The 24,619-nt window shown below is 43.8% G+C and carries 15 protein-coding genes; 3 read left to right on the top strand and 12 right to left on the bottom strand.

The window, feature by feature from the left end; all coding sequences use genetic code 11:
• Positions 1–5 precede the first annotated feature (5 nt).
• Together nusB and PBAL39_RS17495 are read right to left on the bottom strand one after the other, a co-directional pair.
• The gene (gene nusB, locus PBAL39_RS17500; protein ID WP_008243993.1) at positions 6–899 is read right to left on the bottom strand and encodes a transcription antitermination factor NusB; all 894 of its coding nucleotides are present in this window, start codon (positions 897–899) and stop codon (positions 6–8) included.
• 106 nt (positions 900–1,005) lie between these two features.
• Positions 1,006–2,094, bottom strand: a complete 1,089-nt coding sequence (locus PBAL39_RS17495; protein ID WP_008243992.1) for a Glu/Leu/Phe/Val dehydrogenase — start codon at positions 2,092–2,094, stop codon at positions 1,006–1,008.
• A 112-nt stretch (positions 2,095–2,206) separates the two neighbouring features.
• On the opposite strand from PBAL39_RS17495, the gene PBAL39_RS17490 reads away from it, so the two are divergent.
• From PBAL39_RS17490 to PBAL39_RS17480, 3 genes are all read left to right on the top strand, one after another.
• Complete coding sequence (locus PBAL39_RS17490) at positions 2,207–3,997, top strand: ABC transporter ATP-binding protein (RefSeq protein ID WP_008243990.1); 1,791 nt, start codon at positions 2,207–2,209, stop codon at positions 3,995–3,997.
• Between the two features lie 69 nt (positions 3,998–4,066).
• Positions 4,067–4,390, top strand: a complete 324-nt coding sequence (locus PBAL39_RS17485) for a DUF3276 family protein (protein WP_008243988.1) — start codon at positions 4,067–4,069, stop codon at positions 4,388–4,390.
• Between the two features lie 117 nt (positions 4,391–4,507).
• Positions 4,508–6,529, top strand: a complete 2,022-nt coding sequence (locus PBAL39_RS17480) for a T9SS C-terminal target domain-containing protein (RefSeq protein WP_008243986.1) — start codon at positions 4,508–4,510, stop codon at positions 6,527–6,529.
• Positions 6,530–6,533: 4 nt separating this feature from the next.
• Here PBAL39_RS17480 and PBAL39_RS17475 read toward each other — a convergent pair whose 3' ends face one another.
• The 10 genes from PBAL39_RS17475 to PBAL39_RS17430 all read right to left on the bottom strand — a co-directional run bounded on the left by PBAL39_RS17475 (position 6,534) and on the right by PBAL39_RS17430 (position 24,618).
• Complete coding sequence (locus PBAL39_RS17475) at positions 6,534–7,544, bottom strand: type IX secretion system membrane protein PorP/SprF (protein ID WP_039866996.1); 1,011 nt, start codon at positions 7,542–7,544, stop codon at positions 6,534–6,536.
• Positions 7,544–11,644: a hypothetical protein gene (locus PBAL39_RS17470; RefSeq protein ID WP_008243982.1), complete on the bottom strand. Its 4,101-nt coding sequence runs from the start codon at positions 11,642–11,644 to the stop codon at positions 7,544–7,546. Before PBAL39_RS17470 ends, PBAL39_RS17475 begins: the two co-directional genes overlap by 1 nt.
• Positions 11,645–11,719: 75 nt before the next feature.
• On the bottom strand, positions 11,720–15,373 hold the full coding sequence (locus PBAL39_RS17465) for a hypothetical protein (RefSeq protein WP_008243980.1): 3,654 nt from the start codon (positions 15,371–15,373) through the stop codon (positions 11,720–11,722).
• On the bottom strand, positions 15,370–15,933 hold the full coding sequence (locus PBAL39_RS17460; protein ID WP_008243978.1) for a hypothetical protein: 564 nt from the start codon (positions 15,931–15,933) through the stop codon (positions 15,370–15,372). Before PBAL39_RS17460 ends, PBAL39_RS17465 begins: the two co-directional genes overlap by 4 nt.
• A gap of 5 nt (positions 15,934–15,938) precedes the next feature.
• Positions 15,939–17,057, bottom strand: coding sequence for a tail fiber domain-containing protein (locus PBAL39_RS17455; RefSeq protein ID WP_008243963.1), 1,119 nt, complete (start codon positions 17,055–17,057; stop codon positions 15,939–15,941).
• Positions 17,058–17,077: 20 nt separating this feature from the next.
• Positions 17,078–20,692 (bottom strand): hypothetical protein, encoded by a 3,615-nt coding sequence (locus tag PBAL39_RS17450; RefSeq protein WP_008243961.1) that lies wholly within the window; start codon positions 20,690–20,692, stop codon positions 17,078–17,080.
• 57 nt (positions 20,693–20,749) lie between these two features.
• Entirely contained in the window at positions 20,750–23,233 is a 2,484-nt protein-coding gene (locus tag PBAL39_RS24790; RefSeq protein WP_008243959.1) for a tail fiber domain-containing protein, read from the bottom strand.
• Between the two features lie 78 nt (positions 23,234–23,311).
• Positions 23,312–23,758, bottom strand: a complete 447-nt coding sequence (locus tag PBAL39_RS17440) for a hypothetical protein (RefSeq protein WP_008243957.1) — start codon at positions 23,756–23,758, stop codon at positions 23,312–23,314.
• Between the two features lie 8 nt (positions 23,759–23,766).
• Positions 23,767–24,189 carry a hypothetical protein gene (locus PBAL39_RS17435; protein WP_008243955.1) on the bottom strand — a complete coding sequence of 141 codons (423 nt, stop codon included), beginning with the start codon at positions 24,187–24,189 and terminating at the stop codon, positions 23,767–23,769.
• A gap of 45 nt (positions 24,190–24,234) precedes the next feature.
• A complete protein-coding gene (locus tag PBAL39_RS17430; protein WP_039866993.1) occupies positions 24,235–24,618 on the bottom strand; it encodes a hypothetical protein in 384 nt (127 codons plus the stop codon).
• Position 24,619 lies beyond the last annotated feature (1 nt).

The following is a 24,619-nucleotide window of genomic DNA, read 5'->3' as shown; positions in this document are numbered from 1 at the left end:
GGTTATTATTCTTCTATAAGTCCGCGACCAATTTTGTGGATGCTATCCGTTCTCTTCAGGTCGCCTAAAATTTTGTCCAAGATACCGTTTATAAATGAATTACTTTTCGGGGTACTGTAATCTTTTGACAGGTCCAGGTACTCATTGATCGTTACCTTTACCGGGATCGACGGGAAGTTCATCAGCTCACAGATCGCCATTTTCATGAGGATGGTATCCATCAGGGCAATCCTTTCCGATTCCCAGTTTTTGGTACGGTCTGCGATCAGCTCCTGGTATTCCTTGTCCTTTCTGAGGGTGTAGGCAAAAAGATCTTCCACAAACTTGCGGTCCTCTTCCCAGTCCTGACTGATTGGCGTCAGTTTGTTTTTGAAGGGGTCTTCGTTTACGAAATTCTTCAAGGTCTTCGCCACCATACCCTGCATCACTTCTTTATCCACCGACCAGTTGATAAACTTATCTTCAAAAGCCTGGATAATACTGTGGCTTTTCAGAATGATTTTCCTGAAGATATATTTAATGATGGTTTTGGATTCCTCCAGGCTGTTGTCCTCATCTGCAAGATAAGCGACGTACTCCGGAGTAGTTTTAAGGGTATTGAAGATGGTTTTTACAAATTCCGGATCTGACATCCAGTTGATTTTGTATTTGTTGACCATCGCAATAAAGTCAGGGTTTTCCTTCAGGGTAACCGCAAATTTATTGTGCAGCAGTTTCATGTTCGGGTTAAGGTCTTCTGCTGTAGGCAGGTGTTTGTTTGACCTTTCGATTGCATCAATGCTGGTGTATTCAGTCACTTCAATGAGCAATGAAAGCATCCAGATGTACATTTCGTACACGCTGTCGATACTTTGCATCAGTGCCTTCTTTGAAGAAGCTAAATCTTTTTTGTCTGTCATGTGCCATGCAAAAATATTTTGCAAAGCTTTAATTCTTAAGTGCCTTCTGTTTAACATGAATGTAAGAACGAGTGGTAAATTACCGGTTTATTAATTGTTTATTTATTTAAAATGATGATTTTATTTTCTTGATGTCGATGATTCTTTTTTCTGCGATGCGGTTCGCTGCTTTGATGGTGGAGATGTTGTCTTTCTTGGATAACCTGATCACCTCTCTTGTAGCGTCATAGATATTTTCAGTCAGTTGTACCGTACGTTTTTTACCAAAACCAGTCAGTTCGGAATAGCAGCTGATCAGCCCCCCGGCATTGATCAGGTAATCCGGAGCAAACAGGATGCCTTTGTCCAGCAACTGCTGCCCGTGTAACTGTTCATCTGCCAGCTGATTATTTGCAGACCCTGCAATGATGGCGAACTTCATTTTGGCGATGGTACTGTTGTTGACGGTGGCACCTAAGGCACATGGCGAGTAAATGTCAGCTCCTATGCCGAAGATTTTATCCGCGCTGATGGGCTTAGCCTTATAAGTGCGCGCCACATGCTGCAGCCTTTCTTCATTGATGTCACTGATGTATACTTCCACATTTTCAGCCCTCAGCAGCTCTACCAGGTGTTCACCAACGTTGCCAATCCCCTGGACAACGACAGACCTTCCCGCAAGCATGTCGGTACCGAAAACTTCCTTCACGCAGGCTTTGATGCCAAGGAATACCCCTTTGGCCGTATGTGGCGCAGGATTTCCCGCCCCTCCGATAGATTCAGGGACGCCTGTAACGTGCTCTGTTTCCATACGGATATATTCCATATCCTTTGTGGTCGTACCCAGTTCTTCTGCTGTGATGAACTCCCCGTTCATATTTTTGATGAAGCGACCGAAGCTGCGCATCAGTGATTCTGACTTATCTTTTCTGGAATCTCCTATAATTACCGCTTTTCCTCCTCCCAAATTTAATCCAGTAATGGCGGCTTTGTATGTCATTGCCGCTGATAACCTCAATACATCTTCCAGTGCTTCTGCTTCGCTCACATAGTTCCACATTCTTGTACCGCCCAGTGCAGGGCCAAGCGTGGTATCATGGACAGCAATAATAGCTTTGAGACCAGTATCCGGATCGTTGCAAAAAACGACCTTTTTGTGCCCTGAAGCACTAAGCTGATCTAAAACCGAATTCACAAGAGCAGTATTATCAGACATATATTTTTGTTTATCAGATAGCCGCAAAACTAGCTAAAAAAAACTTTAATTACACTGTTTTAACGAAAGACTTCAAAAAAAATAGCTTTCATTTAGCTAACTTTACACGCTCATGAAACACCTGCGTTTTTTAAACAAATACTTCTCAAAATATAAGTGGTGGATTATTCCGGGCGTGTTTTTCGTCATCATCTCCAATATCTTCGGCGTAATTCCCGCACAGGTCATTGGCCATGCTTTTAACCTCATCACGGAGAACATCCAGATTTACGGACTTTTCGAGGGCTTTGAACGCCGAACTATCATCTACGACATCTTCAGCTACAGCCTTTTTTACTTCGGTATGCTGGTGCTCATCCTATACCTGTTAAGGGGTCTTTTTCTTTTTTTCATGCGTCAGACCATCATCCTGATGTCACGCCATATTGAGTATGATATGAAAAATGAGATCTACGCCCACTATCAGGAGCTGAGCCTTGGTTTTTACCGGAAGAACAATACCGGCGATCTGATGAACCGGGCAACGGAAGACGTCAACAGGGTCCGCATGTATGTGGGACCGGCAATTATGTATGCCATCAATACCGCAGTATTATTTGTACTGGTGATCTATGCGATGTTTGCTGTGAATGTGAAGCTTGCCATCTATTCCCTCCTGCCCTTGCCCGTTTTGGTTGTGATCATTTACTTTGTCACCAGCACCATCAATGAAAAAAGTGAAAAGATCCAGGAGCAATTGTCTAAGCTGAGCAGCTTCGTTCAGGAGCGTTTCTCCGGAATACGCGTCATCAAATCTTATGTGCGTGAAGACCATACCCGGAAAATTTTCGCCGGGGAAAGTGATGGGTATAAAGACAATGCAATGGGACTGGTAAAAGTGCAGGCACTCTTCTACCCCACCATGTTGTTGCTGGTTGGGCTGAGCACCATCTTAACCGTATACATCGGTGGTAAACAAGTTATTGAGGGCTCCATCACCGCGGGAAATATCGCCGAGTTCATCGTCTACGTGAACCAGCTGACCTTCCCGGTATCGATGCTGGGCTGGGTGACCACCCTGATCCAACGGGCCTCTGCTTCACAAAAAAGGATCAATGAATTCCTGCAGTTGCAGCCTGACATCAAATCGGGTGATTTGCAGCCACAACAGCTGGCTGGCAACATCAGCTTCAGAAATGTGAGTTTCAACTATCCAGATACGGGCATTCAGGCATTAAAAAATGTCAGCTTTGATATCCGTCAGGGAGAGTTTGTGGCCATTATCGGACGTACGGGCTCAGGAAAGTCAACCTTGGCCAACCTGCTGATGCGCATGTATGATGTCGATGAAGGCCAGATCCTCATGGATGGCACGCCCATCCAAAACCTTAACCTCGGCAATTACAGGGATCAGTTTGGCTTTGTTCCGCAGGAAGTATTTCTTTTTTCCGACACCATCAAAAATAACATCGCCTTTGGCCTGGATTCGGTCAGCGATGAACAAGTACATAACGCTGCTAAACAGGCTGCTGTTTATCAGAACATCATCAACTTTGAGCTCAAATTTGAAACCATGCTGGGGGAACGTGGGATTACCCTTTCCGGCGGACAAAAACAGCGGGTTTCCATCGCCCGTGCGTTGATCAAATCGCCAAAAGTACTCATCTTTGACGACTGCCTTTCGGCGGTAGATACCAGGACAGAAGAAGAAATCCTGACGAATCTCGGAAAAATGATGAAAGGCAAGACCAGTATCCTTATCGCACACCGGATTTCAACCATAAAAAACGCAAATAAAATCCTCGTCCTTGACAATGGAGAAATTATTGAACAGGGAACGCATCAGGAATTATTAAAACTGGGGGGATCTTACGCAGAAATGTATCAAAATCAATTATTAGAAGAAGAAAATCAATCTCTGTGATTTCTATTTTGAAGTTTAATAATTAATACATTATATTTACCCGAACCAAAAACCAAGATCAAGACCAACATGGGAGAATTTGACAACAAAGAGAGAGAAGAGGTTTTTTCAAAGAAAGTAAGGGCAGGAAAAAGAACTTATTTTTTCGATGTAAAAGCAACAAGATCAGGTGATTATTACCTAACCTTAACGGAAAGCAAAAAAAGACTGGAAGACGGTGTTTTCGTAAAACATAAAATCTTTTTATACAAAGAGGACTTTGAGAAATTTGCCGAAGGGTTAAACGAGACTGTTGAATACATCAAAAATCACCAGGAAGTTGTAGAGAAACGCTACGAATACTCTGAAAATCATGAAGGTGCAACCAAAGGGCACGACGATTTTTCTTTCTAAATAAACACATAAAATGAGGTCTTCCTGAAATAGAGAAGACAGGTAATCATATTGAAAAAGCCCTTGACGAATCATGGGCTTTTTTTCGTTAGATCTTCATTCCGAATTATCAAGTTAATGCGAACGCTCATCACCTTTCTTTTTATTTTCAGCTACTTCAATTCATTTTCAGCGGTTCCTCCAAATGACAATCATGCAGATGCCCAGGTAATTCTGGATGCTCAGGATTATTGTTCCAGTGATGGAGAATTTTCGAACGTAGATGCTACATCTAGTAACATCAGGAAAGGTACTTTTTGGAATACAGAAGGTAAGGATGTCTGGTTTAAATTCACGGCATTAAAAACCGATCTCAGCATCGTTGTTACAGGTAAAAGCGATGGTACTCCCCGTAGCACCCTGCTTAACCCCGTCGCAGCGATATATACCATTGAAAACAACCTCATTACAGAAATGATTGGTTCTATGCAGAACAATGGAAATGCCACAACGGTTTATAAGGGTGGGCTCAGCATCGGAAAGGTCTATTACATCAGGGTAAGTGCAGAAAATGATGGCACGGGACTTTTCAAATTGTGCGTAAACAACTATACCCCGCCACATCTTCCAGGACAGGATTGCAGTTCTGCGATCATGTTGTGCAATAAGGAAAGTTTCACAGAAAACAAGCTCAGTGGTGCAGGTGCCAATAACATGGAGGCTGTCGGCAGCTGCCTCAGTGTAGAATCCAATTCTTCCTGGTACAGATGGACCGCTGCCAATAATGGAACGCTAACCTTCCAGATTACCCCTACAAACAAGAGCGATGACATTGACTGGGTACTCTATGACCTTGGCCCCGCCGGTGCCTGCGAGCAAATCGTGCCGGCAAACATCCTTCGATGCGCCGCAGGGAGTGGGGTGAACTGTCCTCAGCCCTATTACATGACAGGGCTCAACATGAGCTCTACGGACCTGACCGAGAGTTCAGGTTGCGTTGCAGGTCAGGATGGCTTCCTGAGATATCTGGACATGATTCAGGGCCACAACTATGCTTTGCTGATTGATAACTTCTCTAATGGCAATAATGGATTTCACATCTCCTTTGGGGGCAGTGGTGAATTCTCAGGGCCAACAGCAGCGTTCACAATGGACCGGCAGGACGCATGCATGGAGCAACAGCATTATACTTTTACAAATACATCAACAGATTATGCCAGTTTAAAATGGAGTTTTGGTGAAGGAGCCACGGTGTCCGGCAATACCACAGATCAAACGCAGACTGTCAGCTATTCCAGTCCCGGATATAAAACAGTAGTGCTGGAAGCCAGCGCAATCCGGGGATGCAGCGCCACAACCAGTCAAAGTTTTTATGTAGCCCTTAAACCAGCTACTCCGGAGATCAGTATCAACCAGGCTGAATTTTGCAGTACAGACTCGATCAGGCTCGCTGTTCCCGTCATCAGGGATGCACAATATCGTTGGACCGGACCTGATAATTTTCAGGCAACCACTGCTGCGATATCGATTTCAGCGGAATCACCTTCAGTATCGGGAGTATATCATATTGCCATACAGGTTGGCGACTGCTGGAGTGAAACGACCAGTATTACCGTCCCTCCCATCAACAGAAATCCAGTTGCTGCTTTCAGTACCGACATCGCGATCCCTGGTAAGTATCCTGGTCCACTGCCCGTACAGTTTATCAATAATTCTGTAGATGCCTCAAATTATTTATGGGATTTTGGCGATGGTTCCAGATCTACAGCAAACAGTCCCAAACATACCTTTGAAACTCCGGGAACATATGAAATCAAACTTATTGCGAGTACCAGCCGCAGTTGCGTCGATGCAGTTACGCTCAGCAACCTGATCATTCTAGAAAAAGGAAGTGCACTTGTGCCCAATTCTTTCTCACCAAATAATGACGGGCGTAACGATGAATTCAACATTAATCTTGGCGGACTACGTCAATACAGAATTTCGATCTATAATCGTTATGGAAAGTTGATGTTTGAGAGTAATGACATCAACAACAGCTGGAAAGGGACTTACCAGGATCAGCCAGTTCCTGTGGGTGCTTATTACTACATGATCATTGCTAAGGATCAATATGGAAAAGACGTTAAGTTAAGTGGCTCCATTACGCTGATCAGGTAAGCAATTACCACATGTTCTGCGGACAAAACACCTTATATACATTATTCAATAGCAAACCAATCACCAGCTCATGACTTCCATTACTTACCTGATTTAATGGCGATGCCGTAAAATCATAGGAATAGGTCACATTGAACAGCTGACTGATGTTTACTCCTGCCATGGCCACCATGGCATCATTTGCCCGATATCCAGCCCCTATCCAGGCACGATCTCTATATCCCATTTTAAAATTTGCATCTACGGACGTAGGCGTATTGGTCACAATTTTAGCCATCACTGATGGCAGTACATAAAAATCTTCAGCAAAGAAAACCTTATAACCAGCCGTCGCAAATACATGTGGTATTTGTTTACTATGGTTATATTGCTGGTCTTCATTAAAAACCATGGTCTGTGCCACCAGTTGCTGAACGGAGATGCCGGCAAAAAAATCAGGACCGTATAACCATGTACCAATGCTGAGATCAGGATTAAAAGCATTCCGTGTCGCATTTGCCAGGGCCGGATCAGAGGGACTTTCCATCAGCAATCCCGCAGTATTGATGGATGTTCGGTTAAAACCTCCTGAAAGTCCCATACTAAGGTTCAAACGGCCATTCATTTGAAGATGGTAAGCGTAAGAAATACCGAGCACAGTGCTATTGATTTGAGCCGCATGATCATTGGCAATCAAAATGCCCATCCCATGGTGTGCAGGAGAGGAAGTGTAGTGCTGCTGATAGTTGCGCTGCATGGGATTATCTCCTTTTTCATCAAATGATAGTGGATTGGGCCACAGGTATTGATCACCTAAAGACCAGTTGGCGGTTATAAAGCTGGTTTGGGGTGCATCTGACAAGCCACTCCATTGCTTACGGTGCCCAAGCCGGACATCTGTGTAGTTTTCTATTCCACTAAGCGCAGGATTCAGCAAATAATTATTGAGCATATACTGAGAATAATGCGCGCGCTGCTGTGCCTGTCCTGGTAGACAAGTCAGCAGCAAGAGTGAATATAGCCATATAGTTCTCATTAATTTGTAGTAGGTCGGTCAGCAGCTTCTATGAAAAATGGAAGCAGGCTAACATCTTCCGTACCTGTTGTGGTATTTAGTTTGATCCTAACGGTAACTGCCTGGCGAAAATCTATTGTTGAAATTGAGGAATTATACAGCCTGTTGAGGCTCAGGTTGGAATTGTCGCGAGCCGTAGTAACTGCAGCTCCGTACATTAAACCTCCTCCTCCTCTACCCGTTGCAGTGAATATGGTATTAAAAGTAAACTTTCCTCCGGTAGTCGATTCCATGACGGGAAATAAATACACATTAGCGCCCTGAGTAAATTCAAGATAGATCAGTTTACTATTACTGGCGTTCATCGTCCACTCTACCAGAGAAAGGTTAATCCTAAGCATAGAATTACCTCCTGCCAAGGTCCCTGCTGGTATTGTATAAGCGTAAGCAGTTCCAAGGGTGCCTCGCTCCAGATAAGTATTATTGCTATTAAAGAAAATACCTGAATTGGCTGATTCGATCATCCTCACTACTCCTGATGACGCGGAAGCCAGGGCGGGTACCTGTTGTTTAGTGATGTAGTCTGTATTCTCCACACCATCCGGTCCGCTGATCCTTCCGGTAAATGCCTGTCCACTGACATTTGCTTTTGTATTTAAGTTGGTCTGATTTGTATTTCCAGCATTGACGACGGCTGCGTCGACATAAGCTTTTGTCGTTGCGTGGGCATCCTGCGTCGGAGTTGCGACAGATACAGTTCCGTTAAAAGCTGCCGTTCCTGTTAAGCTGATTGATGCAACATTTCCACCCGACCCATTCGCTGCTTTAAAAATCCATCCTCTTGTATTGGCGCCGCTAACGGTCAGGTACGTTGCCCAGTCGCCGGTGACAGCACCATGGGTTCCAAAGGTCGGTGTTCCAGAGAAGGCTATGCCATATGCAGGCATCCCTCCTGCATACGGAGTGGATCCACTGGCATACAGTGCAAGACCATCCCCGGTTAACGGCGATCCGACGGAGTTTACTGATACTCCCTTTCCACTAATGGTGTAGGCATTGCTCGCGGTACTGATATTTCCAAAAAAAGTTGCATTCCTTGCCGCATCCAACAGCATGGCGGTAGCCCCATTTGTGGAGATGGCCATAGATGTGGCGCTTGGTGCAAACAAACCTGTATTTGTAGAGCCGAATAACCTGAAAGCAGGCACAGCCGCAGTTCCACTAAGGGCACCTATAAAGTATCCATTCTGGTCAAATCTTGCCAGCTCTCTATCAGCCGCATTATTTCCCTGAGAAAAAATAATCTGAGACCAGGTGGTCGACTGGTTGTTTTTTGACAGGATTGAGGTTGCCCCAAGTTCATGATTGATATCTGTCCATGAGCCACCGGCCATTTTATTAATCCTAAGTGGTGCCGCAATGCCGACAAGGTCATCCGAGATGGACATTCTGCTGATACCAGAAGTATAGAAAAGATGTTTACTAGTTGATGGAAGGAAATAGTAAAAATCATTATTTGATGTAGAACCATGACCAATGTAGGAATTCCTGACATCCTCGTTATTAAAAAATTCGAGGTATGCTCCTCCAGCAGAAGTTGTGCTTTTCAATTTCAAGGCTGAGCCTGTCGTGTTGATCATTAGAGGATTCAGTGAGGTAGTTAAAGTGTTCGCGATCTTGAAACGGTTCGCATTGTTGGTGCTGAAGATGTGTTCGTTGTTAAACATTAAAGTGTAGTACATGTCGTTCGTAACCGCAGCCTGCCCGATATAAGCAGTCCTTGTTGCATTGTTGGTTTGGAATTCCATGAAGTTGTTGCCAGCGGCTGAGGTACTCTTAAGCAGCAGATTTGAGCCCGGTCCTGTTACCGACAATTGGTTGTTTGCCGCGACAGTACCGCCAAAGGTTGTATTACCAGTTGATCTATTGATGTTTAAAGCCTGCCCCAGGGCAACACCAGTATCGCTGTATCTTTGAATGACCAGATTACTACCTACGTTAGATCCTGTCTCTGCTGAAGTTTCAGTGTACATATACCATCTTCCGGAACCATTGGTCAGCATGCTGATTCCCCTATTGGTCCCTGCTGCTCCGGATGCCGCAAAACCAGTGGCAGTAACTGCGCCAGAGAAATTGCCGGTCGTTCCGCTAAGTGCGCCAGTAAGTGTCCCTCCTGAAAGTGGCAAGTAGTTTCCGGGCGTAAAATTACCACTGTGATAAATCTCATAAGTGGGACCCCATGCCGAAGCATCATAATTCTGCTGCCTGAATCCAATCTTACCGGAAATAGATTTTGAAAAAAGCAGTTGGCTACTCATTTTCACATCTGGCCCCCAATAAGACGATAGCCAAAGTGCATCCATCCAGCCACCCATTCCTGCAGCTTGTCCATTGAGCATTTGTAACCTTAATTTCGCTGACCCAAAGAAGGTGGGAAGTTCATGTCCTCCCGAAATATAATTGCTTCCAATCAATTCGTTGTTTGGTGCGGACACGGTAATATCAGCAGCACCGTTAAATGGAACCCCATTAATTAGCCTTGGGGTTTGTAAAATGCTGGCACTAGTCGCATTTCCTTCGAAACCGCCTGCAGCAGTAACCTTTCCCGGAATGATCAGATTCCCATCATTATTGAAGCGTCCAACTTCCCGGTTTAGCTCATTGTTACCTTGAGCGAAAGTAAGCTGGGAATATATGGCACTTGATTCATTCTTCGACAATAAGGTGGTAGCGCCAGCTTCGTGATCCAGTTGCGTATACTGCAACTGAGTGCCAGCCCTATTCACTCGAAATGGGATTTCTGTGGTCACCCTTGAATCAGAAACACCTAGCCTTTGTAATCCTGTCGTATAAAATCGATGGACGTTTGCAGTGGGTAACATATAGTATAAATCATTTGTTGCTGCAGTCCCATGGCCGATGTAGGAATTTCTGACCCCGCTAACGTTTACAAACTCGATATAGGAATTACCCGTTCCCGTAGCACTCTGGAGCGTCATTGTATTTCCGCCTCCGATGAATCTGGCAGTACCAGCTTGTAAGGAAGCACTAAAAGCGACGTTTCCTGTCGCTCTGTTCATCGTAAGCACTGCTCCCAGATTGGTGCCAGCATCATTATATCTGGAAATCAGGAAATTGCTACCCGTATTACCCCCTGTCTCGGCCGAATTGTCCGCATAGGCATACCAGCGAGGAGAAGACGGTGTGGTTTGGATACTAAGACCCCTATATGTACCAGCCGCCCCGGAAACTGTAAAATTCGAACCAGATGTAACCCCGGCGCTGAAACTGGAAGAAGTTCCGTTAAGCGCCCCGGTTAACGTACCTCCTGTCAGCGGCAGAAAAGCTGCAGAGCTGTAAGCGTTGCTGCCGAGCCCAAGAAACGTCCTGATCGATGCCTGGTTATGTTTACTTACCAGACCCGTGCCTGAAGGTACGCCAAGAAGATATCCCGTTGTGGCCAATGAGGTACCTACAGTCGTGTTCATGTCATGACTATAGCCGTTCCATAGGGTGGAATTTGCAGCAGTTGTGGCCGTTGCAGCATTCCCGACCAGATTACCAGAAAAGACACTGGAAGCAATATTTCCTGCTCCGTCTCTTACTACGACCTGATTGGGGCTATTTCCAGCATTAAGAGTTAGCATTGGTGTTGTTGTTCCCGTAGCTATCGTGAGGTAGGTATTAGCGGAGCTCAGGCTCGTTACCGTTCCCTGATTAGCAGTAGCTCCAACAGCAATACCATCAAGCTTCACTTTATCTGCTGAGGACAGCATTCCAGCAAATGCACTGGTTGCAACTGGTAATATGAATCCGGAACCATTTGAATTAACAATGGGAAGTGTAGTCGTCGTTCTGGTACCGAGTGCCAGATTCACTGTACCTCTTCTAACAAACGCTGTCTGTTTTACGAAACGCATATACCCATTTGCCCCCCGTACAAGGATGCTGTCATTAGCATTTCCCTCCATTATATTTTTAAGAAACAGTTTGCCATATAAGCCGATGCTACCAGTGGTCCCTGGTTCGCCTAAATGTACGCTGTCAGCACTGATCACGGAAACCTGAGCAAAAGAAGCTGAGGATATAAGGATAAAAAAAAGAATAAAGAGTCTTTTCATGATAATGAAGGGAACGAGCTTATTAGTAATATTTTAGGATAATAAGTTAGGATTCAGTGATGAGGTAAAACCCCGTTAAGGCAATTGATAGGTGAACGAATATTTAATGTACAATGTCTGCCCGGCAGTTAATGCAAGAGGATTATAAAATGTGAAAGTAGCTTCAGTTGGACTATTTGCCGAAACAGTACCCGAGATGGTAGTATTATTGGAAGCCAGAATACTTGCAACTCCCGATAGATCTTCAGAATAAGCAAATGAAGCGGGAAGAGGAATACTCAATCTAAAAGTCATTAAACCTCCTGCAGAAATTGCTACAGATTGTGCAGTAATATGGCCTGTAACGGTAACGATTTTAGCTGGACCAACAGTTGTGTAAAATGCCTTTTTCACTGCCAATGAGCTAAGTCCGAGTAAACCTGTTGAGGTCGGTATATACGTTCCACTCGCAGCATAGTTTTCCAAGGTACCAAGGTTCACCAGCTCAGCAGCTGCTGTTGGAGCTGCTCCTTCCAGTTTTCCGGAGGTATTTCTTAGTGGAACTGTTGATGGCGTATTCGCCAGGGTAGCAGCGGGTAAAGCGGCAATTGCTCCATCTACATAAGTTTTAGTCGTGTAGGTTGCCGGATTAAAATTCCCGGTATGGAAAATCTCATACACCTGGCCCCACGCGGTAGCATCGTAATTTTGTTGTCTGAAGCCTATTTTACCGATTGCAGATTTTGAGAATAACAATTGATTACCTAGCTTCACATCCGTGCCAGTATAAGAAGACATCCAAAGTGCATCCATCCAGGTCCCCATTCCGGCTGCCGTTCCGCTGAGCATCTGAAGCCTCAATTTACCCGATCCAAAGAAATTGGGTAACTCAGTCCCTCCGGTTACATAATTGTTTCCTACCAGTTGATTGGTTGTTGCGGGAATGGTAATATCAGAGGATCCATTAAAAGACACACCGTTAATTAACCTTGGTGTCTGTAATGTTGTGGCAGAAGTCGCATTTCCAGTTAAACCTCCTGTAAAAGCAGGCGCAGTTACAGTGCCTGTAAATGCACCCGTTCCAAGCACATCAAGATTCGCAATAGGACTCTTTCCCACCCCTATCTTTTGCGTAGTAACTAAATTACCATCATTATTGAACCGGGCCATCTCTCTGTCATCGGCATTATTTCCCTGAACAAATAATATTTGTGGATAAACTGCAGACTCCCCATTCTTACCAAGAACGGTGGTTGCCCCAGCTTCATGGTCTATCTGTGTATAATGAAGTGAGTTGTTTGACCTGTTTATCCTTAACGGAATCTCCGTAGTCACCCTTGCATCAGAAATACCAAGTCGCTGTATATTAGAAGTAAGGAAACGATGGGCATTATTGGTTGGCAAAGTATAATAAAGATCATTTGTTGCAGATGTTCCATGGCCAATATAGGAAAGTCTGGTACCTGTTGTATTTAGAAACTCCATATATACGTTTCCTGTTGCAGTAGTACCCTGTAACCTTGCAGCGCCACCCGCAGCGGTAAAGGTGCCTTGTTTTGCTGCAATATTACCTGTAAATACAGCATCGGGAATTATCGTACCTGTAAGGGTCATTCCTAATACAGGCGTATTATTACCGTATTGCGAATATAAATTAAGAGAAGCCCTATTATAAGTAAGCTCAGTATAATCCATGACCTTCTGTGCAGCCCCTCCTGAATTGAGTATACTAAAGTTGGAATTTGACCTAACTGATTGACCGACAAGACTGGTATTAAATACACCTGCGGTTCCGATCAATTGCCCAGTCAGCGTCCCTCCAGTCAATGGCAGATATGCCGCAGAGCTATACGCATTTGATCCAAGACCCAGCATTGCTTTAACACCATCAGGGCTATAAGTATACAAGGTGTTATCTGTTCCGCTGTTTTTGCCAACCAGTGCAAATGGGCTGCTTGCATAGTTCGTATTATTGGCCATGATCATGGTAGTTGCCGATACCGCACCGGTAGCAGCAATAGTGGTTACTCCGGTTAATGCCCCCGAAACATTTGCCGTCCCATTGAAGTTTTGCCCCCAGAGTGTTCTTGGGGTCTGTAAAGCAGTCGCTGAGGTCGCATTTCCAGTTAAACCTCCTGTAAAAGCAGGTGCAGTTACAGTGCCTGTAAATGTGCCTGTTCCCAGCACATCAAGATTGGCAATCGGACTCTTTCCTACCCCTATTTTTTGATTAAGCACCAAATTACCGTCATTGTTAAACCTAGCCATCTCTCTGTTATCGGTGTTGTTTCCCTGAACAAACGACATTTGTGGATAAAACGTAGACTGCTCATGTTTACTAAGAACCATTGTCATTCCATCTTCCTGAGCTAACTGAACATATTGGAACTGATTTCCAGCTTTGTTTACTCTGAGCGGAATTTCGGCAGTAACCCGGGAGTCGGAGATCCCTAACCGTTGTAAAGCAGTCGTATAGAACCTGTGAACACTCGCTGTTGGAAGAACATAAAATAAATCATTTGTGGTGGTACTTCCGTGACCGATATAGGAGTTTCGCACCCCCGCGTTATTTAGAAACTCAATATAGCTATTTCCCGTTTCCGAACCACTTTGAAGTGTCAGTAAGTTTCCTCCGCCAACTATTTTTGTCAAGCCAGCCTGCAAGGTCGAGCCAAAAGTCGCAGCCCCAGTCGCCCTATTTAATGTTAAAGAGGTACCCAAAAAAGCGCCGGCATCATTATATCGTGAAATTAAAAAATTGCTACCTGCATTCGCTCCAGTCTCTGGCGAATTATCCGCGTACGCATACCACCTTGTTGATGAAGGCGCAGTTTGAATACTTAGCCCTCGATTAGATCCTGCGGCAGCAGAAACAATGAAGTTCGAGCCTGATGTAACAGCGCCATAAAAACTCCCGGTACTTCCACTTAAAGCACCAGTAAGCGTTCCCCCTGTAAGTGGCAAATACCCCACAGAACTATAAGCATTCGCTCCCAATCCCAGAAAAGCTCTTATTGAAGCCTGATTGTGTTTACTTATCAAACCGGTCCCGGATGGAACCCCAAGGATATAACCAGTAGTTGCCAAAGAGGTTCCAACATTTGTATTCATGTCATGACTGTAATTGTTCCATAGTGTCGAGTTGGCCGCTGTCGTAGCCGTTGAAGCATTGCCCACCAGATTACCGGAAAACACACTTGCAGCAATGTTTCCGGCACCGTCTCTCACCACCACCTGGTTGGCATTACTCCCAGCATTTAGTGTCAGCGCAGGAGTTGTGGTGCCTGTAGCTACTGTGATGTAAGTGTTTGTAGAGCTCACATTTGTTACTGTTCCTGTATTCGCGGTTGCACCTGTAGCGATGCCATCCAGCTTGGCTTTATCGACAGAAGACATCATTCCTGCGAGTGCATTAGTTGCAATTGGTAAAACAAAGCCGGTACCGCTGGAATTGGTAATCGGAATTGTGGTAGCCGTTCTGGTACCAAGGGCAAGGTTGATCGTCCCTTTTCTCGCAAACACACTTTGGTTTACAAAACGCAGCTGCCCGCTTGCATTGCGTACCAGAATACTATCATTGGCATTGCCGATGAGTATATTTTTTAGAAATATTTTTCCGTAAAGCCCAATGCTTCCATTAATGGCTGGCTCTCCTAAATGCACACTATCGGCGTTGTTTACTGTAATCTGAGCAAATGTTGTGGAGGAAATAAAAATTAAAAGCGTGGTGATTCTTGATGTTAAGCTCATAGGTCTATTGGGAGTATTCTGGATAATCTGTGACCTTCAACGACCATTGGAAAAACTTCAAAGCCCAGGTTCACGGTAATTAGTGCATCATAATATAAGGGACCATCGTAAACGATCATGTCTATTGACAAATGTTGCCCCGGAATGGTGGTCACAGTAACTGAGGCATCCATGGGAACACTCAAGTTATCATCAATCCTTCTGAGCTCAACGTTTCGCGTTTTAATGGTTAACGTATGCGCCTCCGCAAATGGAAGCGCACTTTCAATTTGCAGGCTTACGATTAAAGTATTTTGGGGCCTGTTCCTTAAAAACATGGTGCCGACCAATTCAATCATATTGTCCGGTAATGGATGCAGGGGCACGATCTCCTGCCAAAGCGGCATTCTCCCATTTTGCGGTAAATAGCTTGGATCAAGCTCTACAAAAGCCATTGCAGCCTCATTATTTACACAAACCAGATCAGGGATATCTTCGCTTCCGGGAACCCTAAACAACCAACCCTCCGCAACAGAAACTTTCAAATCTTTTCCGGTAACTAAGTAGTTATTCTTCCTCATGTCGATTACTTCTTTGTGGTTTTTACTTTTTTATATTTTGCCAGCTCTGCTTTCAGGGCTTCGACTTCGGCAGACAATTCCTGAATCGCTTTCAAGGCAACACCAAGGGTTGTTCCTATATCCATGGTATTGTGGTCTACTGTCGAAAACAATGGATCAGTATCTTCGGCGATGAAACCAACTTTCTTTAAACTTCTATCGTCATTCTTATAGCTAAAAGACACGACATCTATTTCATTGATTTTTGCTAGTGCGTTGGTGGTAAAAGGGATGATATTTTCTTTTAATTTCCTCGAAGATGACTGTACAAATGATGTAGCAGTTACCTGCGCTGTCACAGTCTGCGGAGAACGCCAGACCTTATACCCCCACAAAGTATCCTGATCGCTATTGCTCGTCACATAATTGCGTGGAAGTTCGGATCTGAGTGCCAGGGTCCCAGTCACAGTTGGCATTGTCACCCTGATCAGCCCAGTAGCCTGAGCGGAGAAATTCGGCGTCAGTTCTATCGTTTTTCCTATACCATCAAAGAATAATGAACGCGCTTGCATTGTTAAGCTCTCTGTACTGAGCGTATTGGAAACTGAAATGCTAGATGGTGAAAAGCTAGATATAAAATTAGTACCACGGCCAACCAATGCCGCTGCATCGAGGGTCATCGAAAAATTGGTTTCCGGGTTTATAAAATATCCATAACCTTTAAGACTAAAGTTAGCCACTTGTGGTGTTGATATCGTGTTATTACGGATCACGCCATCAATAAATCCATTTCCATCACGTTTGACAATCTGGTTCGGACCAGAACCAGCATTCAGCTTTAATACTGGTGTCGTCGTACCGGTAAACACCTCAATATCCGTATTCGCAGAGCTCACCAGCGTGACTGCCCCCAGACCAAACCTACTTTGTTTTACAAATCGAATATGTCCGTCTGCACCACGAACAAGGATGCTGTCCTTGGGATTCCCTTCAAGGATATTTTTAAGGAAGAGTTTGCCGTAGAGACCGACGCTTCCGGTTCCATTAGGCGTACCTAGTCGGATGCTGTCGGGATTGATCACTGAGACCTGTGCGAAGGTGGCCGAGGAGATCAGGAGTAGAAGGGCTGTAATTAATTTATTCATGATAACTTGTTAAGCGATATTTAGTTAATCTTATAGGTATAGTTGAACTTCAATTCGAAAGAGGAGGATGTTATATTTGGCGGGATGATAAAAGTTATTGTAGCATTCGTCTGACTATTTGCAGCAATTTTTCCCGGAAAGATCACATCGGTTGCTGCATACCCGGAGATTACGGCAACTCCGGAGACATCAAAGGTATTTGCAAAATTAGGTGATACCGGGGCCTCCGAATAAAAAGTGACCAGTGTACCTGATGACGTGGAATTGGTGATTACTCTCATGCTACCCGTCACTGTCACAATGCTTCCTATCTTTGTGTAAAATGATAGATTTGAGGTGTAGGATGCTATCCCGACTGCCCCACTAATTACTGGAGTGAAACTTCCGCTGCTAACGGTTGCATCTGTAGTGGGAATGGTGATGTTTGCGGTACCATCAAAAGGGACTCCATTGATTGTTCTTGGTGTTTGCAGTTTTGCCGCCGATGTAGCATTTCCGTTCACCGCGCCGGCAAATGTTGGCGCAGTCACCGTTCCGGTAAAAGTTGGGGAAGCCAGATTTGCTTTTATAGCAACCTGCTGATCTACGTATCCTTTATTTGCTAAATGGCTCATAATCGTTGGCGCAGGAGCAGAAGCTATCGGTCCGTCGAAGTAAGCAGCACCATTGGTGAGGTTAACTGATGCAGTCACATTACCTGCATGTTTAAATACGATCTGGTGTTGACCAGTCGCATATTTAGAATTAAATTGATAACCAAGACCGTACATATTTTCAATCGTATTCCAGTTATCTCCAATAGTCCAGATGATTTTATCAGTAGTACCATTCTGTGTATAATCCCCTCTTAATCCATGAAAAGTGCGCGAAGCAAATCCGCCACCGGTTGGGCTGCTGACGAAAGTACTGGCAGTAGCGCTTCCGGAAAATGTCGACGCCCCATTTGCGCTAACCTTAAATAACGATGTACCATTTCGTCCTAGGCTATCTACACCAGACACCACGTTAAAAGCATAATAATTTGGATCTACTGACCTTGTACCAACTAAAGCACCAAAATATTCACCCAACAAAAAGGAAGAGGTTGTCGTTGTATTTCCTGCACTGTAAACCGCAAATTTATAAGGAATAGCCGTCTCCTTCCAGTTTATGCCAAAATTACCGGACTCACTGAACCTTGCCAGCTCCCTGTTGACTAAATTATTACCCTGACTGATGGTAATTGGAGAAAAAGCACCATTCCAGGTATTCTTAGACAAAATATTAGTCGCCCCCAAGTCATGATCGATTTGTGTGAACTGCCCATTATAAGTAGGATTATCAGTTCTATAGATCTTAAGTTTATTGAGCGACTCCGTTGCTGTTTCAGCAATCCTAAATCTGATTGCGTTTGAAGTTGCAAATTGATGGATATTGTTACCTGGGAGATTATAATATAAGTCGTTTGTAGAGGAAGCACCATGCCCTATGTACGAAGATCTAACACCGGCATTATTCTGAAATTCCATGATGTTATTTCCTGTTGCCGATGTTCCCCTTAACATCATGTTGACTCCTGCTCCTACTACGGCGATACCTGTGTTTGCAGTTAAAGAAAATCCAGTGATGGGCGTGGTATTTCCCACCACCACTGGCCCTCCATTAGGATTGAGTACTAACCTGGCTCCGGTAGCGGTAGCGTAATCATAAGATTCCAGCGTAGAGACGCCAGAAGCGTTATTTTGCATATACAATGCTGAACCATTCGGATTCCCTGTTGGCCTTGTTCCACCTGTAATAAAAAGCGTATTGGACGTAATATTCCCTTTGTTGGTTGTCAATTGAAGATTTTGCCCATTGCTCAATCCATCAACATAAGCTTTATTCGTCAAGTGATTCTGCAGAACGGGGGCCGCTGGTGAGTTTACATACCCATCAAAGAATGCTCCCCCTGTACTTAGGTTTATTGCTGCTTTCACACTTCCGTTCTCTCTAAATACAATTTGATGTTGTCCATTCACATACTTCGATGCAAACTGATAACCTATACCATACATGGTTGCAATCGTATTCCAGGTATCTCCAATCGTCCAGATGATTTTATCAGAATTTCCATTCTGAGTATAATCCCCTCTAAGTCCATGAAAAGAACGGGAAGCGTATCCTGTTCCTGTAGATACGGATGTAAAGTTTTTGGCACTTAGTTCGCCTTCAAAAGCCGCCGCTCCTGTCGCCCGGTTGATGGACATTGAATTTGCCAGCTCTGTTCCGGTATCACTAAACCTCTTGATAGAAAAATTAGATCCGGCATTAGCACCAGGTTCTGCTGCATTATCGGTCATTACACCCCACCTGTTTACTCCGTTAACCTTCGTTAAAAAACCACGATTTGCTGGCGAAGGCGAGTTAGTTGTAAAATCCGTAGCGGTTACAGGCGCACTAAAAGTAGCCGAAGTTCCATTTAATGAACCAGTTAAAGTACCTCCCGATAAAGGAAGGTAAAGCCCGGTATGATTCCCCCATCCCGCTGCTGTATCCCATTGTGTTTGTTTGGCAGTGGTCGGTATAGCATATCCAGATTGCAGACCTAAGGCAATTGTGCCCGAAGTGGTAACAGGAGAACCTGATACAGACAATCCTGCTGGAACAGTTACACCAACACTGGTGACTGTACCCGTGTTAGCAGTGGCCCCTGCTATAATTCCGTCCAGTTTAAGTTTATCAGCGGAAGACATAATTCCTGCCAATGCGGTAGTTGCAATCGGAAGGGTCACACCGGTACCATTAGAATTCGTGACGGGTACTGTAGTCGTTGTTCTGGCTCCTAAAGCAAGGTCTGATGGCGACAGTGTAACAGCAGGTATATTTAAAGCACCCGTTGTCGCGTTGAATGTTGCAGCGCCCGTTCCAGCCGTCGTCAACGACAGTACATTTGGAATAACGCCATTTACATCCCTTTTCACAACCTGGTTTGCGCCCGTTCCACTATTGAGTGCCAGTACGGGTGTACTTGTTCCGGTTGCTACCGAAATATCAGTGTTTACCGAAGAGACACTCACAACGGTTCCAATGTTTGTCGTAGCCCCTGCAGCAATGCCGTCCAGTTTAGCTTTATCAGCCGAGGACATGGTTCCCGCCAATGCATTTGTCGCTACAGGAAGTGTAAGACCTGTACCATTGCTATTGGTAATCGCAAGTGCTGTTGCGGTCCTTATTCCCAGCGCGAGATTCGACGGGGTGATGGTGAACGTAGGAATATTCAATGCACCTGTAGTTGCATTGAATGTTGCAGCACCTGATCCTGTTGTTGTAAGTGAAATCAGGTTCTGCTTATTGTTTAATGCGGCTTGAGTCGCTGTACTAATCGGCTTATTCAGATCTGAGGTATTCTCAACATTTCCCAGTCCTAAACTTACTTTAGTAGACCTGATAGAAGATACCTTGATATATTTCAAATGAGCATTCGCACCGATTACCAGGATGCTGTCTTTCGCATCTCCTTCCAGCATATTCTTCAGGAAAATCTTCCCATACAAGGCTACGCCTCCAATCCCTACAGGATTACCCAGCCAGACACTGTCGGCATTAACAACCGCTACCTGCGAAAAAGAGGCAGACGATATTAAGAGGAGAGCCAGCGTTAATAGTTTTTTCATTTTAATATAATACTTTTTTCATGTTATACAATTGGGATCGGTTTGATAAAGGGCTTCTTATTGTTTACTTAGGATCATTTTCTTTAATTCTGCTATTTCAGCTTTCAATTCATTTATCTGTTGCTGTTGCTCTTTATGACCTTCGATCAACGGAGCTACGAGCTTGCCATAGTCAACTGACAAAATCCCCTTCTGATCGGTGAACACTGCTTCAGGAAATGCTGCCTTAATTTCCTGGGCAATCATCCCGATATCATTTCTTTTATTGATCTTCCACTGGTACGAATAACCATTCAGCGTTTCCAGTTTCTCAGAAGATTTGCCCAGCCTGGTGATATTGGTTTTCAGCGATCTGTCCGAGTTAGTCAGAAAACCAAAAGACCTCGCATAGCCACCCACATCCAGATTCACGCCGGTTGATGGCGAATTCATCTGCACAGTCAGTGGACCTTGCATTTCTCCTCCACTGATGGGAAGATAATTTTCCATTGACACACTGGTGATAAAGCCGGAATCATTAATTAATTGAGAACTTTTTGTCGGAATCACCGCATTGGAATACGCAATTGATCCTAATCCAAGAAAATTCCGGACATTGGTAACACTTGCCGAATGCCATTTCCCATCTGTTCCGAACGCCATCATGTAAGTATTAATCGTCTCATCAGTATTGATGTATGTACCTGCCCCTTGCCAGTTATCTGAAATCCTAGACGCATCCACCCGAATCCCGAAGGTAGTGGAACCATTCCAGCCCATGAGTGACGGATAGGTTCCTGTCCATGGAGTTGCAGCGTTCGTATTGTTTATCGCCGTTCCATTTGGTGCGGTACCATTAGACGCATCAAAGATGACATGGTTATTGCCGAACTGCTTCCATCTCATCAATTGGGCTACCCCCACATCATTACCCGCAACAGCGGTTGATGTCGCCAATTGTGATCCTGATAGCGCAAGCCAATTTTTCACTGCCTCCTTGCTGAAGTTAGCGACTGATTCAGGGCTATTGCTGTTGGTGCCTAATACCCCACTTACACCTTCAGTTACAGATGTATAATTTACAGACCTACCTCCCCATTGACTCGAATTAGATGCATTTCCTAGAAATGCCGCCGCAGTGACAGATCCGACAACATTGAGATTACCATTTGAACCATATAATGTCATTCTTTTCGCGCTATAGTCCGGGCCACCGGCTACTCCGATCATAGTGAAATCCCCAACGCCAGATGTGTATCCCTTTCCGATGATCAAACTGGATAACCAACCTACCCGCTCAATGCCGAATTGTGCACCGTCAACCGTCGACATAAATTTTGAGCTGTTGGCAAAAATATCCCCATTGGCATGCACATTTCCATTAACGATGACGTTCCCACCAAATGTTGAAAACCCAGTCTGATCGATGTATAATCTTTCCGTGCTGACGCCATTATAAATTGTATTAAAGCTTAATCCTCCTCCGTAATTAGCCACATTACCTGATTGTAGCTTGCCTTGTATTGAACCTACTTCTTTTATACTTGAATCGTTGATGATGTTACTGAATATGATTCCAGGTCCCTGACCACCGGCCAATGTGTTTTTTGTCAATCGAAGACCTCCCTTGTCCTGCGCAGAAACTGCGGCTATTTTACCCTGAACCTGTAACTTGTCTAATCCATTGTCAATCGCTGCCCCGATCAGTACATTTCCAACCTGAAAATTATACTTGCTTGATGCCAGATCCATTGGAAGGAAAGTAGCATTATCCCTATTATAAGAATTGATGGCTGATGCATTTCCTGTATAAAACAGTTCAAGTCCGGCACCACCGCTGAGGCCATTTTGTCCTTTAATTTTGATAGTGTTGTTCGTAGAACTTTGTCTTGTGGTGACACTTTCAAGGGTTTCTCCGGCGGGAGCAATTCCCAGATAACTTCTGACTGTGGCGATACTTGTAGGTCGCCAGTTGCCACCTTCACCATCATAGGTGAGCATCCAGGCAGGAGTACTGGTAAATTCAGTACCCAGGTAAGTTGTGCCTCCCCATTTTCCCGCATTTAAGGTGGTTGCACCGTTATTTTGATAAGCAGCAGATCCTAATCCGAGCCATGATTGCAGGCCAGTTTTTGTAATAAGCCGGGCATCAAACAATCCACTGGTTCTCGCAAAAAGAGAGTCAAATCCGTCTTCATGGACAGCTGTTTTATTTATGGTATAGCCGTTCCATTTTATTGCATTTGTTGAAGTTGCAGCATTTCCCCCAATATTTTTGGTTGCATCGGAGGTGTTATCAACATTCCCTAAGCCCAGTGAAATTTTCGTAGGCTTAAGGGATGATGATTTTATATACTTTAGATGACCGTTGCTTCCAATCACGAGTATGCTGTCTTTGGCGGCTCCTTCCAACATGTTTTTGAGAAAAATTTTTCCGTATAGCCCAACTCCACCAATGCCAACAGGATTGCCAAGCCAAACGCTATCAGCATTGACAACCGCTACCTGGGAAAAAGAAGCTGTAGAAAATAAACAGAAAGTGAATATTAATAACGTTTTCATTTTTAATGGTTTACTGGAAATTCACTAATAAAACAACAAATTTTGAGTCACATCAGAAGAATTGGCCATGAGTTAGATCTACTTTGACTTTAACCATTTGTTGCCAGTGTAGATTATATCACCTTTATCATTATAGAATACATAAGTATCTGGCTTACCGAAATAACCTCTTATAATTGCCACTAAGCAACTTCTGTTTAAGTTTCTATTGTCCCCAGACGCCGTCTTCCAAAGGAAATTTTTATCTGAGTTATAAAACCTTAGGTTGCTAACGGGCATTGCAATCTCAAATTCAGCCTTCTGTATCGTATCTCTATAATTATTTGCAGCAGTCATTATTAAAGCACTATCAAGACAGGATCTTGGAAAATCCTTAACCAAAATATAATGCTCATGACCAACGCCAATACTTATAATAACTTCCTTGATGCCTAACGTGAATAAAGATTTAATTTCACAAACATTCGATTCCGGACGACAAGACAAGAATCCAACTACAATCATGAATAGATATTTTTTTTTCATTTCAATTATTATTTATCAGTAATAAATTCACGTGGGTCTATAGCAAGTCCAAGTTTTTCCTCTTTGATTCTTAATAGATATGTAACATCCTTTCCAGGTCTTTTATTAATGATATCCTCAAGGCTCCTCATATTTAAAGTTATCGTTACAGGCGTAAATTTGATAAAACCAAGATCCTGGATATTTGAGCCATGAGAATTGCCTGCGATCAACCTACCAGTGTCTTTACCATTAATCAACTCCGGCCCAACATAACCTCTAGCACCAATCGTCTGTATACCTAACAAATTAGCTGTATTTCTTGCAATATTTAAATTTCCGATATCCCATACGGGATCGTTAGAATTACCGGCATTACAACTCGCGAAGATCCAAATCGCATTTTTAGTAAACTTAACTTCTCCGGATTCTACACTTTTAGATAAGGTCATTATATTACTTGATTGATCAGAAATTTTCTGACTAACTAAAAATATTTATATACGAGTATCAAATAATAACATTGTATTCCACAATGCATTCATCGTGTCAGCATTCATAATCCATATGGACTCGTTGGCTTTTACTTTTATAAACTCATACTTATAGGATTTACCCTTCGATAAAGTTTCTCGAGATAGAATATCTAAAAACTCATTAATCGAAATTTCACTTTCGATGCCAGAAAGGGTCAAATAATAAATCTTCTCATTACCTATTACGGTATAAACCCCATCTTCTCTTTGAATCCCAACGAGCGCATCTTTTCCTCCGCTATTTAAATGTATAATAAAATCAGAGTTTTCGTCCTTAAAGTAACTACCTGATAATTCAGCTAGCATATTTCTTCTAATTCTAGCATTAACATTAATTTTTTTCACC

Origin of the sequence: Pedobacter sp. BAL39, from assembly GCF_000170795.1 — a bacterium.
GTDB lineage: Bacteria > Bacteroidota > Bacteroidia > Sphingobacteriales > Sphingobacteriaceae > Pedobacter.
Note: the sequence above shows the minus strand (reverse complement) of the source record. Positions and strands in the feature narration are given on the sequence as shown.

What these genes read in the sequence shown, in the direction of transcription:
- PBAL39_RS17480 (WP_008243986.1), top strand. Translation starts at nt 4,508, where the DNA reads ATGCGAACGCTCATCACCTTTCTTTTTATTTTCAGCTACTTCAATTCA.
- PBAL39_RS17490 (WP_008243990.1), top strand. Translation starts at nt 2,207, where the DNA reads ATGAAACACCTGCGTTTTTTAAACAAATACTTCTCAAAATATAAGTGG.
- PBAL39_RS17460 (WP_008243978.1), bottom strand. Translation starts at nt 15,933, where the DNA reads ATGAGGAAGAATAACTACTTAGTTACCGGAAAAGATTTGAAAGTTTCT.
- PBAL39_RS17485 (WP_008243988.1), top strand. Translation starts at nt 4,067, where the DNA reads ATGGGAGAATTTGACAACAAAGAGAGAGAAGAGGTTTTTTCAAAGAAA.
- PBAL39_RS17455 (WP_008243963.1), bottom strand. Translation starts at nt 17,057, where the DNA reads ATGAATAAATTAATTACAGCCCTTCTACTCCTGATCTCCTCGGCCACC.
- PBAL39_RS17440 (WP_008243957.1), bottom strand. Translation starts at nt 23,758, where the DNA reads ATGAAAAAAAAATATCTATTCATGATTGTAGTTGGATTCTTGTCTTGT.
- PBAL39_RS17495 (WP_008243992.1), bottom strand. Translation starts at nt 2,094, where the DNA reads ATGTCTGATAATACTGCTCTTGTGAATTCGGTTTTAGATCAGCTTAGT.
- PBAL39_RS17470 (WP_008243982.1), bottom strand. Translation starts at nt 11,644, where the DNA reads ATGAAAAGACTCTTTATTCTTTTTTTTATCCTTATATCCTCAGCTTCT.
- nusB (WP_008243993.1), bottom strand. Translation starts at nt 899, where the DNA reads ATGACAGACAAAAAAGATTTAGCTTCTTCAAAGAAGGCACTGATGCAA.
- PBAL39_RS24790 (WP_008243959.1), bottom strand. Translation starts at nt 23,233, where the DNA reads ATGAAAACGTTATTAATATTCACTTTCTGTTTATTTTCTACAGCTTCT.
- PBAL39_RS17450 (WP_008243961.1), bottom strand. Translation starts at nt 20,692, where the DNA reads ATGAAAAAACTATTAACGCTGGCTCTCCTCTTAATATCGTCTGCCTCT.
- PBAL39_RS17435 (WP_008243955.1), bottom strand. Translation starts at nt 24,189, where the DNA reads ATGACCTTATCTAAAAGTGTAGAATCCGGAGAAGTTAAGTTTACTAAA.
- PBAL39_RS17465 (WP_008243980.1), bottom strand. Translation starts at nt 15,373, where the DNA reads ATGAGCTTAACATCAAGAATCACCACGCTTTTAATTTTTATTTCCTCC.
- PBAL39_RS17475 (WP_039866996.1), bottom strand. Translation starts at nt 7,544, where the DNA reads ATGAGAACTATATGGCTATATTCACTCTTGCTGCTGACTTGTCTACCA.